The organism is Rhodoplanes sp., from assembly GCF_013377085.1.
Classification (GTDB): domain Bacteria; phylum Pseudomonadota; class Alphaproteobacteria; order Rhizobiales; family Xanthobacteraceae; genus Rhodoplanes.
On the sequence record NZ_JACAAX010000006.1, the window covers coordinates 86,776 to 103,565 of the forward strand.

The window sequence follows — 16,790 nt, forward strand, 5'->3', positions numbered from 1 at the left end:
GCGAACGACTAAGATCACGCTCGACTCCGTGCCGGGTCCCGGCGCCCGCGGACCCGTGAGGGCCGCCTACGACCGGACCGCTCGGTCTGCAACCCGAACCTCTGGACCAGGACCATGACTTCACTGAAAGCGCTGCAGGCCCAAGGCCAGGCCGTGTGGCTCGATTTCGTCGCCCGCGGCTTCGTCGAGAAGGGCGATCTCCGTAAGCTGGTCGAGCAGGACGGCGTGCGCGGCGTCACGTCCAACCCGGCGATCTTCGAGAAGGCCATTGCCGGCTCGAACGAGTACGACGATGCCATCCGGGCGGCCCTGCAGGAGCGCGACCGCAGCGTCGGCGACCTCTACGAGCGGCTCGCCGTCGCCGACATCCAGAAGGCGGCCGACGTGCTGCGGCCCGTCTACGACGCGACCGGCGGCGCCGACGGCTTCGTCAGCCTCGAAGTGTCGCCCTATCTGGCGCTCGACACCGAGGCGACCGTCGCCGAGGCACGCCGCCTGTGGCGCGACGTCGACCGCCCCAACCTGATGGTGAAGGTGCCCGGCACGGCGCCCGGCGTTCCGGCCGTGCGCACCCTCATCGGCGAGGGCATCAACATCAATGTGACGCTGCTGTTTGCGCGGAGCGTCTACGAGGAGGTGGCCGAGGCCTATATCGCCGGACTCGAGGCGCTCGCGGCCAAGGGTGGCGACGTCTCCAAGGTCGCCAGCGTGGCGAGCTTCTTCGTCAGCCGCATCGACACCGCGGTCGACGCACTGCTCGAGCAGAAGGCCGCCGCCGTCGCCGACCCCGAGGAAAAGTCGCATATCGAGGAGCGGATGGGCGAGATCGCCATCGCCAACGCCAAGGTCGCCTATGGCAGCTACAAGGCGATGATCGCCGGCGCGCGCTGGCAGGCGCTCGCCGCCAAGGGCGCGCGGCCGCAGCGGCTGCTTTGGGCCAGTACCGGCACCAAGAACAAATCCTACAGCGACGTCCTTTATGTCGACGAGCTGATCGGTCCCGATACGGTCAACACGGTGCCGCCGGCGACGCTCGATGCGTTCCGCGACCACGGCAGCCCGTCCGCCTCGCTCGAGCGATCGGTCGACGAGGCCGAGGCGGCGCTCGCCGGGCTGGCGCGGGCCGGCATCTCGCTCGACGAGGTGACGGACCGCCTGGTCACCGAGGGCGTGGCGCTGTTCGCCGACGCCGCCGACAAGCTTTTGGCCGCCGTCGCGACCAAGCGCGCCGAGGTCTTGGGCGACCGCATGAATCGGCAGACCATCACGGCCCATCGCGCCCTCGCCGAGGCCGTGTCGGCCGAGGCAGAGACCTGGCGCGCCAAGGGCCTGATCCGCCACCTGTGGGCGCGCGACGCCGGCGTGTGGACCGGCACCGACGAGGCGAAGTGGCTGGGCTGGCTGTCGAGCACGGCCGAGGCGCGCGACAAGCTCGCCGAATACAAGGCCTTCGCGGCCGACGTGAAGGCAGCCGGCTTCACCGATGTGCTGCTGCTCGGCATGGGCGGATCGAGCCTCGGCCCCGAGGTGCTGGCCGAGACCTTCGGGCCGCAGCCCGGCTGGCCGCGGCTGCGCATTCTCGATTCCACCGATCCGGCGCAGGTGCGGGCGACCGAAGCCGCCGTGAAGCTCGCCACGACGCTTGTGATCGTCTCCAGCAAGTCGGGCTCGACCACCGAGCCGAACGTGATGCTCGCCTATTTCCTCGACCGCCTGCGGGCGACCGTGGGCGACGCGGCCGGCCAGCATGTCGTCGCCGTCACGGATCCGGGCTCCTCGCTCGAGAAGGTGGCGAAGCGCGACGGGTTCCGAAAAATCTTCCACGGCGAGCCGACCATCGGCGGGCGCTACTCGGTGCTGTCGCCGTTCGGCCTGGTGCCGGCGGCCGCGGCCGGCATCGACGTGGAGGCGTTCGTCGCCTCGGCCGACGTGATGGTGCATGCCTGCGGCGCCGACGTGCCGCCTTCCGCCAACCCGGGCGTTCGGCTCGGCCTCGTGCTCGGGCTCGCCGCCAAGGCCGGTCGCGACAAGATGACGATGCTGGCCTCGTCGGGGCTCGCCGATTTCGGCGCCTGGGCCGAGCAGCTCGTCGCCGAGTCGACCGGCAAGAACGGCAAGGCGATCATCCCGGTCGACGGCGAGCCGCTCGGCTCGCCGGTGTGCTACGGCAGCGACCGCATCTTCGTCGATCTCAGGCTCGCCGCCGACGCATCGTCGCCGCACGACGCCGAGATCGCCGCGCTGGAGCACGCCGGCCACCCGGTCGTCCGCATCGTGCTGCGCGACCGCGCCGAGATTGCGCAAGAGTTCTTCCGGTTCGAGATCGCCACCGCGGTGGCGGGTGCCGTGCTGGGCATCAACCCGTTCGACCAGCCCGACGTCGAGGCGAGCAAGATCAAGACCCGCGAGCTGACCGCCGCCTTCGAGGCGACCGGGCGGCTGCCGGCCGAGACGCCGGTCGCCTCGAACGGGTCGTTCGACGTGTTCACGGATGCCAAGAACGCCGAGGCGCTGCGCGCCGCCGGGGCGGGCAATGATCTCGAAAGCTGGCTGAAGGCGCATTTCGCCCGCATCCGCCCCGGCGACTACGTGGCGCTGCTCGCCTATGTGGCACGCAACCGCTCCCATATCGGCACGCTGCAGAGCATGCGGCTCGCCGTGCGGGCGCGCCGCAAGGTCGCCACCTGCGTCGGCTTCGGGCCGCGCTTCCTGCACTCGACCGGCCAGGCCTACAAGGGCGGCCCGGACACCGGCGTCGTCCTCCAGATCACGGCCGACGACCACCCGGACCTGCCGATTCCCGGGCAGACCGCGAGCTTCGGCCTCGTCAAGGCGGCGCAGGCGCGCGGCGACTTCGGCGTCTTGTCCGACCGCGGCCGGCGGGCGCTGCGGGTCCACATCAAGACCGACGTCACGGCCGGGCTGGCGGCGCTCGCCGCCGCCGTCGAGCACGCGCTGAGCGCCACGCCCTGAGCTGAAGGAGAACACATCATGCAGATCGGAATGATCGGGCTCGGACGGATGGGCGGCAACATCGTGCGTCGTCTGATGCGCAACGGCCATACGGCGGCCGTCTACGACCGCGATCAGCGGGCGGTCTCCGCCCTGGTGACCGACGGCGCCGTCGGCGCTTCCGACATCGAGGATCTGCTGCGCAAGCTCGAAACCCCGCGCGTCGTGTGGGTGATGCTGCCGGCCGGCCCGATCACCGAGAGCACGATCGAAACGCTGTCCGGGCTCTTGTCGTCCGGCGACGTCGTGATCGACGGCGGCAACACGTTCTGGAAGGACGACATCCGCCGCGCCCGCTGGCTCAAGCAGCGCGGCGTGCACTATGTCGATGTCGGAACCTCGGGCGGCGTGTGGGGGCTCGAGCGCGGCTACTGCATGATGGTCGGCGGCGAAAAGGAGACGGTGAAGCGCCTCGACCCGATCTTCGCGACGCTGGCACCCGGCGAGGCCGAGATCCCGCCGACCGCGGGCCGCGAAGGCCGCGATCCGCGACCCGAGCGCGGCTATCTGCACGCCGGCCCGAGCGGCGCCGGCCACTTCGTCAAGATGATCCACAACGGCATCGAGTACGGCCTGATGCAGGCCTATGCCGAAGGCTTCGACATCCTCAAGAACGCCGGCAGCGAGGCGCTGCCCAAGGAGGAGCGATTCAACTTCGACCTCACCGACATCGCCGAGACCTGGCGGCGCGGCAGCGTGATCACGTCCTGGCTGCTCGACCTCACCGCCTCGGCACTGACCCGCGACGCCGATCTCGGCGACTACACGGGCTATGTGGAGGATTCGGGCGAGGGGCGCTGGACCATCATGGCGGCCGTCGACGAGGCGGTGCCGGCCGACGTGCTCTCGGCCGCGCTCTATGCGCGCTTCCGGTCGCGCCGCGACCACACGTTTGGTGAGAAGATCCTGTCGGCGATGCGGCAGGGCTTCGGCGGCCATGTCGAGCCGAAGGCGGGTCCGTGACGGCAAAGAACGGCGCGCGGGTCGTTCCCCCGGCTGACCCGTGCTGCTTCGTGGTGTTCGGCGCGTCCGGCGACCTGACCCACCGGCTTCTGATGCCGGCCCTCTACAATCTCGCCGCGTCGGGCCTGCTGCCCGACGCCTTTTCCATTGTCGGCGTGGCGCGCGCCGAGATGACCACCGCGGCGTTCTGCGATGGCCTGCGAAAAGCCCTCGATCAGTTCGCCACCCGCAAGGTCGAGCCGGCCGTGGTCGAGCGGCTGCTCTCCTGCGTCACCTATGTCCAGGGTGGCCCGGAGGACGAGGCGTCGTTCGATCGGCTCGGCGAGACGCTCGTCGCCATCGAGCATAAGCGCGGCACTCGCGGCAACCGCCTCTATTATCTGGCGACGCCGCCCACTGCCTTCACGCCGACCGCCCGCGCGCTCGGCCGCACCGGCCTCGCCCGCGAGGAGAACGGGGCGTGGCGCCGGCTGATCATCGAGAAGCCGTTCGGCACCGATCTCGCCTCGGCACAGGCGCTCAACCGGGCGCTGCTCGATGTCTTCGAGGAGCACCAGATCTTCCGCATCGACCACTATCTCGGCAAGGAGACGGTGCAGAATATCATGGTGATGCGGTTCGCCAACGGCCTGTTCGAACCGATCTGGAACCGCGACCATATCGACCAGGTGCAGATCACGGTGGCGGAGACGCTTCCGGTCGGTCGTCGCGGAAAGTTCTACGATGCCACCGGCGCGCTGCGCGACATGGTGCCGAACCATCTGTTCCAGCTCCTGTCGCTGGTCGCCATGGAGCCGCCGTCGCGCTTCGACGCCCGCTCGGTGCGCAGCGAGAAGGCGAATGTGCTCGACGAGATTCAGATGATCACGCCCGAGGAGGCGCTGCGCCGCTCGGTGCGCGGCCAGTATCTCGCCGGCCGGGCCGGCCGCGAGGACGTACCGGACTATCGCGCCACCCGCGACGTTGCACCCGACAGCACGACCGAGACCTATGTGGCGCTCGGCCTGTCGATCGACAATTGGCGTTGGGCCGGCGTGCCGTTCTTCCTGCGCACCGGCAAGGCGCTGTGCGCCCGTGTCAGCGAGGTGGCGATCAAGTTCAAGCAGGCGCCCTTCGCGATGTTCCGCCACACGCCGATCGAGCATCTCGCGGAAAACTTCCTCACCGTCCGGATCGCGCCGGAAGAGGGGATTTCGCTGCAGTTCAACGCCAAGGTCCCGGGCCCGTCGATCGCCATCGACGGTGTGCACATGACGTTCCAGTACAAGGATTACTTCGAGAGCGCACCGAGCACCGGCTACGAGACGCTGATCTACGACTGCATGATCGGCGACGCGATCCTGTTCCAGCGCGCCGACGGGGTCGAGGCCGGCTGGCGCGCCGTGCAGCCCTTCCTCGACGCCTGGCGGCAGGCGGGCCCGGAGGGCCTCTCCTTCTACAAGGCCGGCAGCGACGGACCCGAGGAGGCGCACCGGCTGATCGGCGATCACGGCCGCCGCTGGCGCCCGGTCTGCTGAGGGCGGGTGCTATTTATATCTCGGTCATTCCGGGGCGCGGACCGAAGGTCCGCGAGCCCGGAATCCATAACCCCGGTCTGTGAGTATGGATTCCGGGCTCGCCGCTGCGCGGCGCCCCGGAATGACGGAGGAGGGCAGTCGCCCGCTCAGCGACGACGAGGACTCAAGGATGGCCGACCGACACTTCGTCGTCCTCGACGATCACGACACACTGGTCGCGGCGGCGGCGGAACGCATCGCTTCGCTGCTCGAACGCGTGGACGAGCATGCAGCGGTGTGCTTGACCGGTGGTTCCACCATCGTGCCGGTGTATCGGCGGCTCGCTGCGCGGCCGCTGCGCGAAAAAATCCCGATCGGGCGGATCGACTGGTTCTTCGGCGACGAGCGTTTCGTTCCGGCAGGGCACGGGCTCAGCAATGCCGTTCAGGCTCGAGAAGTGCTGCTCGACCCGCTCGGCGTTCCGCCGGCGCGCATCCACGCGATGCCCACCGATGCGCCCGACCCGGATGCGGCGGCGCGGCGCTACGAAGGCGCGCTCATGGCGCATTACGGGGCCGATCGATTCGATCGCGCCCGGCCGCTGTTCGACCTCGTGCTGCTCGGCATGGGGGCGGACGGCCACGCGGCGTCGCTGTTCCCGGGGGCGGACGGGCTCGACGAGCGCGAGCGCTGGGTGATCGGGGTCGACATGGCGGGCCAACCGCCGCTCGTTCCGCGCGTCACCCTCACGCTGCCGGCGCTTGCGTCGAGCCGGGCCATGCTGTTCATCGTGTCGGGACGAGACAAGCGCGCGGCGCTGTCGCGCATCCTCGCGGGCGACGATCTGCCGGCCGCGCGGGCCAGGTCCGCGGGGGAGACCCTGTGGCTCGTCGACCGCGCCGCCGCACCCGACACGCTGACCAAGGACCTGTCATGACGACCCGTGCCCGTGCCGCCATCATTCCGGTCACGCCGTTCCAGCAGAACTGCACGCTGCTGTGGTGCGAGGCGACCAAGAAGGGCGTCGTCGTCGATCCGGGCGGCGATCTCGACTCCATCGCCGAGACGATCGCCAAGGCCGGCGTCACGGTCGAGCAGATCTGGCTGACTCACGGGCATATCGATCACGCGGGCGGGGCGGCGGAGCTGAAGGAGCGGCTCGGGGTTGCGATCACGGGCCCGCATCGCGACGACGCCTTCCTGCTCGACAGTCTGGTCGAGTCCGGCCAAGCCTACGGCATCGAGGCCCGCAACTGCACGCCGGACCGCTGGCTCACGGAGGGCGACCGGCTGAGCGTCGGCGAGCTCGCGCTCGAGGTGCTGCACTGTCCCGGCCACTCGCCCGGCAGCGTCGCCTTCGTCGACCGCAGCCAGGGCTTCGCCATCACGGGCGACGTGCTGTTCCGCGGCTCGATCGGTCGCACCGACCTGCCGGGTGGCGATTACGACACCCTGATTCGCTCGATCACCGAGAAGCTGCTGCCGCTCGGCGACGATGTCGCCTTCATCTGCGGCCACGGCCCGACCTCGACGATCGGCCACGAGCGGGCGACCAATCCGTTCCTGCGCTGACACTACGGTCTGCGCCGTCGGCGCAGCCACCAGACTGCAGCGGCGAGAAGGGTCATCGCCGCGACGGCGGCGAGCGCCGGCCAGAACCGCCGGCCGGCGGCGACGAGCGCGTCGGCGTGCTCGCCTGCCACATAGCCGAGCGTCGTCCACAAGCCGACCCAGGCGGCTGCCCCGAGCGCGTTGAAGACCAGGAAACGCCGCCAGTCCATCGCCAGCGTGCCGGCGACCACGCCGTTGAGCTGCCGCAGCACCGCGACAAAGCGCGCGACCGCGACGGTCGCCGGGCCGAAGCGGGCGAACGCCGCCTCGACCCGGGCGAGCCGCGCGGCATCGAGGCCGATGGTCCCGCCGAACCGCAGCACCAGGGCGCGGCCGCCGAACCGTCCGATGGCGTAGCCGACATTGTCGCCCGCCACCGCACCGATCCAGGCGCCGACCACCACGGCCGGAAACGACAGCTCGCCGCGCCCGGCCAGCGCCGAGGCGAACAGCAGCAGCGATTCGCCCGGCAACGGCACGCCGAAGGATTCGAGCAGAATGATCACCGTGACGGCGCCGGCCCCGTGGTCGCGCACCAGCGGCTCGAGGCTTTCGACGATATGGGCCAGCGACTGCAAATGGTCCTCCCGAGAGATTGTGCCCGGGCGGCCGTAGCCGGACCGGCAGGGCCGCCTTGCCTTTTGCGGGGGCCTGCTCCACAACACCGGCCGAGCCGCGTCCGGCCCACGGACGCAAGCGGAGCCGACCCCATGGATTTCGCTGCCGCCCGCCGCAAGATGGTCGACAACCAGGTGCGACCGAACGGCGTCACCGATCTGCGCCTGGTTGATGCCCTGCTGGCTGTCCCGCGCGAGCATTACGTGCCCGCGGGCAAGACCGCCATGGCCTATATGGACGGCGACCTGGCGGTCGCGTCCGTCACGCACGGCCGGCCCGACCGCTGCCTGCTCAAGCCGATGGTCCTGGCCCGCATGATCCAGGCGCTCGACCTGGCGGAGACCGACCGCGTGCTCGACATCGCCTGCGGCACCGGCTACTCGACCGCGGTTCTGGCCCGTCTCGCGGCCCAGGTGACCGGGCTCGAGGAGACGGCAGCGCTCGCCGAATCGGCGGGCCGGCTCCTGGCCTCGGCCGGCGTCGCCAACGCGACCGCGGTGTCGGGCCCGTTGGAGGCCGGCTGGCCGGGGAGCGCGCCCTACGACGCCATCCTGATCAACGGCACGGTCGATTCGGTTCCGAAGGCGATGCTGGCGCAGCTCGCCGAGGGTGGTCGCCTGGTCGCCGTCATCGGCAGCAAGGCGCCGGGCGAGGTCGTGCTCTATCGCTCCGTCAATCGCGAGGCGAGCGGGGTTCCGGTCTTCGACGCCTCGGCGCCCGTCCTGCCGGCCTTTTCCAAGCCGCCGGTATTTGTTTTCTAAGGCTAATCTGTTCGCTGGCCGGCTGTGGCGCGAATGCGCCACCACGCATCTTTTTCACCGACGGGGTATCCAGGGCGCTGAGCGGTTTTTATTGTGACGCCACGGTGGGCCAGCTCTCACACGGCCCGCCGACATATCTGAGCGTTCACGATTTCGAGGTAGACCATGGCAGGGGCGACGACGCGTCGGCACCGGTTCGCCGCAGCGGCTCTCGCCGCGGCGGGGTTCGCGGCGGCGCTGGGGAGCAGCGCCGGAACGACGCTGGCCGACACGCTTCCTGGCGCGCTCGCCCAGGCCTATCAGAACAATCCGCAGCTCAACTCGCAGCGCGCGATCGTGCGGTCGACCGACGAGAACGTGCCGACGGCGCTGTCCGGCTATCGCCCCAGCGTCTCGGCGAGCGCCTCGGTCGGCTATCAGCATCAGCGCACCGAGCAGGCCTCGGCCGGACAGCGGGTCGTGATCGAAGGTGACTTCATGCCGCAAGGCGTCGGCATCACCGGAACCCAGACGCTGTTCAACGGCTTCCAGACCGGCAACCGCGTACGCCAGGCCGAAGGCCAGGTCTCGGCGGCGCGCGAGACGCTGCGGCTGATCGAGCAGAACGTCCTGCTCAACGGCGCCACCGCCTACATGAACCTGCTGCGCGACACCGCGATTCTCGACCTGCAGCGTCGCAACGTCGAGGTGCTGCAGGAACAGCTCCGCCAGACCCGCGACCGCTTCGCGGTCGGCGAGGTGACCCGCACCGACGTGGCGCAGAGCGAGTCGCGCCTCGCCGCCGGCCGCTCGCAGGTGTCGCAGGCCGAATCGAACTACACGTCGTCGAAGGCGACCTACCGCCAGGTGATCGGCGTGGAGCCCGGCAAGCTCGCGGCCGCGACGCCAGTCGACCGACTGTCGCCGGCGAACCTGCCGGGCGCCATCGGCACCGGCCGGGCCCAGAACCCGAACGTCACGGCGGCGATGTTCGGCATCGACGTCCAGGCCCTGCAGGTGAAGATCAACGAAGGTGCGCTCTACCCGACCCTGACGGCCACGGCCAACGCGCAGCAGAGCTGGCAGGTCAGCCCGGTCATCTCCAAGCAGGGCTCCGCCTCGGTGATCGGCCAGCTCTCGGTGCCGATCTATCAGGGTGGTGCCAACTACGCGCAGATCCGCTCGGCCAAGGAGACGCTCGGGCAGAAGCGGCTCGACCTCGAGACGGCGCGCGACCAGGCGCAGGCCAATGTGGTGCAGGCTTGGGGGCAGCTCGTCGCCGCCAAGGCGCAGATCGAGGCGACCCAGGCGCAGGTGTCGGCGGCCGAGATCGCGCTCAACGGCGTGCGCGAGGAAGCGCGGGTCGGCCAGCGCACGACGCTGGACGTTCTCAACGCCCAGCAGGAGCTCGTCAATGCGCGGGTCGCCCTGGTGACGGCGCAGCGCGACCGCGTGGTGGCGTCCTACACGCTCCTATCCGCGGTCGGCCGGCTGTCGCCCGTGGTGCTCGGGCTGCCGACCTCGATCTACGATCCTGTGACGCACTATCATCAGGTTCGCGACAGTTGGAGCGGCGTGCGGACTCCGGATGGCCGCTGACGGTGCAGCGGCGACCGCGCGGCTCGTGCGCGCCGCCGAAATTGGGTGTAATGTCATTGGATTGGTTGCACATGATCGTCCGCTCTTCATACTGCGAGGCAGCGCCGGGGCGATGATTCGCACCAGGTAGTCGTCGGCTCGACCGGAGCGACCGGCAACGGGAACGGATCGCATGAACCAACCGGCAAAGGCGCCAGAGCCGTCGATGGAGGAGATCCTCGCGTCGATCCGACGGATCATCGCCGACGACGACACCGCCAAGGCGCCTGCGGCCAAGCCAGCACCCGCGCCTGTGGCCGCCGTCCCGAAGCCCGCACCGCCGCCGCCGCCGGCAGCCGCCAAGCCGCCCGACGCCAGCAACAGCCAAGACGACATCGACGCGCTGTTCGCGAGCTTCGACTCGCCCGCGGAGCCGGAACCCGAGCCGCCTCCGCCGCCGCCCCCTCCGCCCGTGGCCGCCGCGCCTGCGCCCCGTCCCGCACCGCCGCCTCCCGCAGAGGATGTCCTCGAGCTCACCGAGGCCATGCGGACACCGGCGCCGGCCTTCCAAAAGATCGACGCCCACTCGGACGTCGTGTTCAGCGAGCCTTCCGGCTGGGACGACGAGCCGGCCCCTGCCAAGCCGGCGGCGCGGCCGATCCCGGCCTCCTATGCCGAGGTCCCGCCCGACCGCCCGCTGATGTCGTCGACCACCTCGGCGGCGGTCGATTCGGCCTTCAACGCGCTCGCCGAGACCGTGCTGGTGCAGAATGCCCGCACGCTCGAGGATCTGGTCCGCGAGATGCTGCGGCCGATGCTGAAGGCGTGGCTCGACGACAATCTGCCCCAGATGGTCGAGCGGATGGTGCGGGCCGAGATCGACCGCGTCGCGCGCGGCCGCAGCAACTGATCGGCGCTCTGAAACGCCGGCGGATCATGCCGCCGCGGCGGCGCGCGCCCGCAGCTTGGCCGCGAACCACAGGCCGAGCGGCGGCAGCAGGACGGCCGCAGTGAGAAACACCGGCGGCGCCCCGAAGCGGTCGATCACCCACGCGAACAAGGCGACGCCGACCGGCTGGCCCATGTAGAGCGCCGCCGAGAACAGCGCGACCGCGGTGCCGCGCGCCTCCGGCGAGACCTGGGTGGCGTTGGTCTGCAGCGTGTTGTGCAGCATGTAGAAGCCGAGCCCGACCAGCGTGACGCCGAGTGGCGTGATCCACCACACCGGCGCCAGCGCCAGCGTCGCATAGGCGAGGCCGAGCACCAGCCCGCCGCCCATCGCCAGCCCGGTCTGGCCGAGCCGGCCGACCAAAAGCTTCACGGACCCCGCATAGATCAGCCCGCCGAGCCCGAAGGTGCCGATCACCACGCCGACCATGGTGAAGCTCAGGCCGAAGCGGACATGCAGGTCGGCCCCGATATAGGCGAGCGAGCCGAACATCAGCAGGCCCTCGACGAACACGATGCCCATCAGGGTCCGGGCCCAGGCGTTGGTCAGCACGGCGCGATAGCCGCCGATCAGCCCGAGCGCGTCGGCATGCGCCGGACGGGCGCGGGTCAGCGGATTACGGCGCAATTCGACGAGCAAGGCGGCGGCGACGACCAGGAACACGCTGCCGAGCACGACGAACACGGCCCGCCAGCCGAAGGCGTCACCGATGATGCCGCCGGCGGCTTGGCCGAAGAGCTGGCCGGAGATTTGGCCGGAGAGATAGCGGCCGAGCACCTGCTGGCGGCGCTCGTAGGGCACCGTGTCGCCGATATAGGCCATGCCGAGCGGGATGATGCTGGCCGCCATCAGGCCGCAGGCGATGCGGATCAGCGTCAGGCCGGTGAGCGAGGCGGCGAGCGCGCAGCACAGCACCAGGACGGCGGCGAGCGCGGCCGCGACCGTGATGGTCCGGTACTTGCCGAAACGGTCGCCGAGCGGCCCGATGAAGAGCTGCATGGTGCCGTGCACGACCAGATAGGACGACACGACGATGGAGGCGGCCCCGACCGTCACGCCGAAATCGGCGGCGATCTGCGGCAGCACCGAGTCGGCGGCGCGCACCTGCGCCTGGCTGGCGAAACCGGCGAGCGCCAGCACGGCGATCGGGCGCGCGACTGACGGCGGCGCGGGAGGCGACGCAGCCGGCGGCGGAGCGGGGGAGGGAATCGGCACGGGCGAGCTGCGTCCTGTCGGGTCGGCAGCTTATACCATCCGGGCCGCCCCTCCAGGGCGGCCGCGCTCCTCCAGGGCCGGGCGGGGCTAGCTGCTCGACCAGGGCCGGTTGCGCCACAGCGCGCGGAACCGCGCGTCGGCGGCGGCGAGGCTGTCGCGCCAAGCGGCGCCCGGACGATAGGCGACCTCGGTGAACTGCTGCTCGATCCGCTCGACGAACTCGCGGTCCTTGAACACCTTGGCGGTTGCCTCGCCGAGCCGCCTGGCGACCGCCGGGTCGAGGCCACGCGGCGCGACCAGGCCGCGCTCCGAGCCCATCTCGATCGCCAGCCCGGCCTCCCTGAAAGTCGGTACGTCGGGCGCGAAGCGCGAGCGCGTCGTGCCGCCCTGGACGATGATGCGGAGATTGCCGCCCTGCGGCACCGCCTCGCCGACATTCAGGCCGGCGACGTCGATATGCTTGCCGACCAGCGCGGTGGCGAGCGGCCCGGCGCCGCGGAAGCCGATGTGGTTGAGCTTCACGCCGGCCGCCTCCTCGAACAGCACGAGGGCGAGGTGGTCGTCGGTGCCGACCCCCGTCGAGCCGTAGGTGACCTGGTCGGGGCGGCTCCTTGCCGCCGTGACGAGATCGCCGACCGTTCGGATCGGACTGTCGGGCGCCACGCTGAAGGCCGACGGGTCACTGACCAGATTGGCGATCAGGTGGAAGTCGTCGAGCTTGAACTGCGCCTTGCGCTCGATCGGAATCGTGATGAAGCCCGGCATGTTGGTGACGGCCAGCGTGTGGCCGTCGGGCTCGGCGCGCGCCACCTGGGACAGCGCGATCTCGCCGGAGGCGCCGGGCTTGTTGACGACCAGGACGGCGCCGCCGAGCGCGGCTTCGAGGTATTTCGCGAAGGTGCGGGCCGTGATGTCGGTGCCGCCGCCGGGCGCGAAGCCGACATAGAGCTCGATCGGCCGGCTCGGATACGGTCCCTGTGCGCGCGTCACGGCCGGCATGGCGAGACAGGCGGCGCCGGCCGCCATCAGGCGGCGTCGCGTGATCGTCGTGGTCATGTGCGGTCCTCCCGGGCCAACGGTCGAGCGTCTCGGTTTCTTGTTGTGGCGCCGGGCTCGCGGCCCGGCACGTTGCGCGCCGCCGCTCTACTCCGCGGCTTGTACGGTCGCGGCGCCCTGGTCGCGCCAGGCGAGCAGCCGGCGCAGGCCCTCCCGCATGCTCACCTCCGGGCGCCAGCCGATCGCGCGCTCGGCCGCCGCGTGGTCGATCCGGAAGGCACCGCCGGAGGTGAGGCGCACCTTGCCGGCCTCGGGCTCGACATGCTCGGGGCGCAGCGTCGTGCCGGTCAGCTCGCAGACCAGCTCGACCAGCGCGAGCGTCGTGATCGGCTCCGGCCCCGAGACGTTGACGGCGACGTCGGTCGCCGCCGCCTCGAACGCCATCGCATTGGCGCGGGCGAGATCGCCCACATAGACGAAGTGCTTGGTCTCGGCGCCGTCGCCGATCACCCGCGGCCGCAAGCCGGCCTTGATGCGGTCGTGGGTCTCGACGATGTAGAGCGCGTTGGCGGCCCGATAGTGCTGGCGCTCGCCGTAGACGGTCGAGTAGCGCAGCACGACATAGTCGAGGCCGTGCTTGCGGTGCGCCTGGCGGCAGAGCTGCTCGCCGATGATCTTCGAGGCGCCGTACAGCACGGCGGCGGGCGGTGCGCCGGCCGAATGGAACGGCGTGTCCTCGACCAGGTCGCCGGCGACGCCGGGGCCGTAGCCGTAGACGGCGTTCGACGAGGCGAACACCAGCTTTCGCACGCCGCGCACGAGACACGCCTCGATGACGTTCTGGGCGCCGCGGATGTTGACGTCGAGCCCGCTCCACGGGTCGCGGTCCATCGAGATGGTCATCATGGCGGCGAGGTGCAGCACGCCGTCGGCCGCCTCCAGGGCGGCGAGCAGGTCGGGCAGCCGCATCACGTCGCCTTGGAAGACCCGTACCCGCGGATCGTCGGCGAGATGGCGGATCGCCTCGCGCGAGCCGAAGGAGAAGTTGTCGAACAGCACGACCTCGCCGGCGCCGCGCGCCAGCAGGAGATCGGCCGTGGTCGAGCCGACCAGGCTGGCGCCACCGATGACGACGAAGCGGCGGCCGGCGATCGGCACGGCGGCGGAGACGCGGGCGCCGGTCATCGGGCGATTCCGAAAGGCTGGGTGTGGAGGCCGAAATACATGCTCTTCACCTGTCCGTAGAGGCGCAGGCCGTCGACGCCCTTCTCGCGTCCGAGCCCACTGTCCTTGAAGCCGCCGAAGGGCGAGCTGATGCTCGATTGCTTGTAGGTGTTGATCCAGACCGAGCCGGCCTCGAGGGCGCGGCCGATCCGCCAGGCCCGCTTGAAGCTCTCGGTCCAGATGCCGCAGGCGAGCCCGTAGGGCGTGCCGTTCGCCTTGGCGATCAGCTCCGCCTCGTCGCGGAACGGCAGTGCCACCAGCACGGGCCCGAAGATCTCCTCCTGGCAGAGCCGGGCGGTCGCCGGCAGGCCCTCGATCACGGTCGGGGCGTAGTAGGCGCCGATGTCGTAGACCGGGCTGCGCGGCACCTCGCCGCCGGTGAGCACCCGGCCGCCCTCGGCGAGGCCCTCGCGGACGTGGCGCGCGACCTTGTCGCGATGCCGGAAGGAGGCGAGCGGCCCGATCTCGACGGAGGGATCGTCGGGCGCCGCGACGCGTGCGGCGGCGGCGCGCTCCGTCACGCCGTCGACCACCCGGCGGTAGACGCTCGCCTCGACGAACAGCCGCGAGCCGGCGACGCAGCTCTGGCCCGACGAGCCGAAGATGCCGGCAGCGACGGCGGCGATCGCCTGGTCGAGGTCGGCGTCGGCGAAGACGATATGGGGCGACTTGCCGCCGAGCTCGAGGGCGGCCGGGACGAGGCGGGCGCCGGCGACCCGGGCGATCGCCCGGCCCGTGTCGGTGCCGCCCGTGAACGAGATCATCCGCACGCCGGGATGCGCCACCAAAGCGGCGCCGATCTCCTCGCCGGTGCCCTGCGCGACCTGGAGCTGGTCCTCGGGCAGGCCCGCTTCCAGGCAGATGCGGACGAGCTCGGGGGCCAGCAGGGGGGTCTCCTCCGAGGGCTTGAGGATCACGGCGTTGCCGGCGGCGAGCGCCGGCGCCGCCTTCTGGGCCTCGTTCATGATCGGCGAGTTCCACGGCGTGATCGCCAGCACCACGCCGTAGGGCTCCAGCACCGTCATCGAGACGTAGTCGCCGCGCGGCGGCGTCACCTCGGTCTCGTGGGTCTCGACCACGCCGGCGTAGTAGCGGAAGGCGCCGGCGGCGGCGTCGATCATGGCGCGGCACTCGGCGAGCGGCTTGCCGTTGTCGCGCATCTGCAGGAGCGCCAGCGCCTCCTTCTCGGCGAGCAGCCGGCGCGCCACCTCGTGCAGCACGGCCGCCTTGCGGTCCGGCCGCCGCGCCGCCCAGCCGGAGCACCGGAATGCGGCCTCGGCCCGCGCCACCAGGGCGTCGACCTCGCCGCGCCTCGTCACCGGCACCGTGCCGGCGATCCGGCCGGTCGCCGGATCGATGCTGACGAGGTCGTCCGGGCGCGCCGCGATCTTGGGCTTCGCGTTCATCGTCTCACCGTTGCTGCAGGACCGATGAGCGCAGTCTATGGTGGTGGACGACGGGGAAAAGCACCTCGATGCCGATGAAATTATCGATAATCGCCACGGATCCGCAGCCCAGCGCGCCAGGCGCGCCCGACGCTCCCGCTGCGAGCGGCGCCGATTCCGCCTATTTCGCCTTGCCGGGGGCCGACCGGCCAGTGTCGCCGCCGGTCGCGGCCGTCATCGCCGCGCTCGAGGCCGACATCATCCTGGGCCGCATTCTTCCGCGCGGGCGTCTCATCGAAGACCATCTGATGGAGGACTACGGCTGCAAGCGCCACGTGGTCCGCGCCGCCCTCGACGAGCTCGAGCGGCTCGGCGTGGTGGTCAAGCCGCGCCATCGCGGCGCCGAGCTTCGCCGCTTCGATGCCGGGGAGATCGCCCGGCTGTACGACATGCGGGAGGTGCTGCACCGGGCGGCCGTCCGTCGCATGGGAACAGTGCCGGCCGACGGCCTCGCGGTGGTCGAGCGGTGGCGGCACTGCCATGCCGAGGCGGCGACGGGCGGTGACGTGGTCGCGGTCCACCGCACCAACATGATGTTTCATCAGGCGCTGTTCTCGCTCTGCGGCAATCCCTTCATCGCCAACGCCATCCGGTTGCACGATTGGCTCAGCTTCCCGATCCGGGCCTACGGGGTCGCCGATGCCGAGGCGCTTGGCCAGGCTTGCGACGAGCACACCGAGATGATGCGGCTGCTGCGCGACGGTCGGCTCGATCTCCTGGAGGAGCTCGCGGTCGCCCACATGCTGCGGGCGCGGCGCATCTACGAGGCGAAGTTCGTCACCGCGTCGGTTCGGCGGACCGGCTGAGCCCGCGGCCCGGCCGCTACCCGTTCGGCGACGTTGACAGGGGCGGTGGCCACGGCTTTGGTGGCCCGCTCCATCCTATCGAGGGGAGCATGATCTCTTCCGAACATCGGTCCCCATTTTTCGGGATCATGCTCCGA

At 70.7% G+C, this 16,790-nt stretch carries 14 protein-coding genes; 9 read left to right on the forward strand and 5 right to left on the reverse strand.

Features of this window, described 5'->3' with window-relative positions:
* Window positions 1–114: 114 nt before the first annotated feature.
* The 5 genes from HXX10_RS06775 to HXX10_RS06795 all read left to right on the forward strand — a co-directional run bounded on the left by HXX10_RS06775 (window position 115) and on the right by HXX10_RS06795 (window position 7,043).
* A complete protein-coding gene (locus HXX10_RS06775) occupies window positions 115–2,973 on the forward strand; it encodes a bifunctional transaldolase/phosoglucose isomerase (protein ID WP_296520963.1) in 2,859 nt (952 codons plus the stop codon).
* 18 nt (window positions 2,974–2,991) lie between these two features.
* The gene (gene gnd, locus HXX10_RS06780; RefSeq protein ID WP_296520965.1) at window positions 2,992–3,975 is read left to right on the forward strand and encodes a phosphogluconate dehydrogenase (NAD(+)-dependent, decarboxylating); all 984 of its coding nucleotides are present in this window, start codon (window positions 2,992–2,994) and stop codon (window positions 3,973–3,975) included.
* Window positions 3,972–5,492, forward strand: a complete 1,521-nt coding sequence (zwf, locus tag HXX10_RS06785) for a glucose-6-phosphate dehydrogenase (protein ID WP_296520966.1) — start codon at window positions 3,972–3,974, stop codon at window positions 5,490–5,492. Before gnd ends, zwf begins: the two co-directional genes overlap by 4 nt.
* A gap of 121 nt (window positions 5,493–5,613) precedes the next feature.
* Window positions 5,614–6,408: a 6-phosphogluconolactonase gene (gene pgl / locus HXX10_RS06790; RefSeq protein ID WP_296520967.1), complete on the forward strand. Its 795-nt coding sequence runs from the start codon at window positions 5,614–5,616 to the stop codon at window positions 6,406–6,408.
* Complete coding sequence (locus tag HXX10_RS06795) at window positions 6,405–7,043, forward strand: MBL fold metallo-hydrolase (RefSeq protein ID WP_296520969.1); 639 nt, start codon at window positions 6,405–6,407, stop codon at window positions 7,041–7,043. Before pgl ends, HXX10_RS06795 begins: the two co-directional genes overlap by 4 nt.
* Window positions 7,044–7,045: 2 nt before the next feature.
* On the opposite strand, the gene HXX10_RS06800 is transcribed toward HXX10_RS06795, so the two are convergent.
* Window positions 7,046–7,660, reverse strand: a complete 615-nt coding sequence (locus tag HXX10_RS06800) for a DedA family protein (RefSeq protein WP_296520972.1) — start codon at window positions 7,658–7,660, stop codon at window positions 7,046–7,048.
* 132 nt (window positions 7,661–7,792) lie between these two features.
* On the opposite strand from HXX10_RS06800, the gene HXX10_RS06805 reads away from it, so the two are divergent.
* The 3 genes from HXX10_RS06805 (at window position 7,793) to HXX10_RS06815 (ending at window position 10,928) form a co-directional block, all read left to right on the forward strand.
* Entirely contained in the window at window positions 7,793–8,461 is a 669-nt protein-coding gene (locus HXX10_RS06805) for a protein-L-isoaspartate O-methyltransferase (RefSeq protein WP_296520974.1), read from the forward strand.
* A 165-nt stretch (window positions 8,462–8,626) separates the two neighbouring features.
* Window positions 8,627–10,039: a TolC family outer membrane protein gene (locus HXX10_RS06810; RefSeq protein ID WP_296520977.1), complete on the forward strand. Its 1,413-nt coding sequence runs from the start codon at window positions 8,627–8,629 to the stop codon at window positions 10,037–10,039.
* Between the two features lie 172 nt (window positions 10,040–10,211).
* On the forward strand, window positions 10,212–10,928 hold the full coding sequence (locus HXX10_RS06815; protein WP_296520981.1) for a PopZ family protein: 717 nt from the start codon (window positions 10,212–10,214) through the stop codon (window positions 10,926–10,928).
* Window positions 10,929–10,952: 24 nt separating this feature from the next.
* On the opposite strand, the gene HXX10_RS06820 is transcribed toward HXX10_RS06815, so the two are convergent.
* From HXX10_RS06820 to HXX10_RS06835, 4 genes are all read right to left on the reverse strand, one after another.
* Entirely contained in the window at window positions 10,953–12,182 is a 1,230-nt protein-coding gene (locus HXX10_RS06820; protein ID WP_296520983.1) for an MFS transporter, read from the reverse strand.
* Window positions 12,183–12,269: 87 nt separating this feature from the next.
* Window positions 12,270–13,238, reverse strand: coding sequence for a tripartite tricarboxylate transporter substrate binding protein (locus HXX10_RS06825; protein WP_296520985.1), 969 nt, complete (start codon window positions 13,236–13,238; stop codon window positions 12,270–12,272).
* An 87-nt stretch (window positions 13,239–13,325) separates the two neighbouring features.
* A complete protein-coding gene (locus HXX10_RS06830; protein WP_296520987.1) occupies window positions 13,326–14,363 on the reverse strand; it encodes an NAD(P)-dependent oxidoreductase in 1,038 nt (345 codons plus the stop codon).
* Window positions 14,360–15,808, reverse strand: coding sequence for an aldehyde dehydrogenase family protein (locus HXX10_RS06835; protein ID WP_296520990.1), 1,449 nt, complete (start codon window positions 15,806–15,808; stop codon window positions 14,360–14,362). The genes HXX10_RS06830 and HXX10_RS06835 overlap by 4 nt, the downstream gene beginning before the upstream one ends.
* Before the next feature lie 74 nt (window positions 15,809–15,882).
* On the opposite strand from HXX10_RS06835, the gene HXX10_RS06840 reads away from it, so the two are divergent.
* Window positions 15,883–16,653 carry a GntR family transcriptional regulator gene (locus HXX10_RS06840; RefSeq protein WP_296520991.1) on the forward strand — a complete coding sequence of 257 codons (771 nt, stop codon included), beginning with the start codon at window positions 15,883–15,885 and terminating at the stop codon, window positions 16,651–16,653.
* Window positions 16,654–16,790 lie beyond the last annotated feature (137 nt).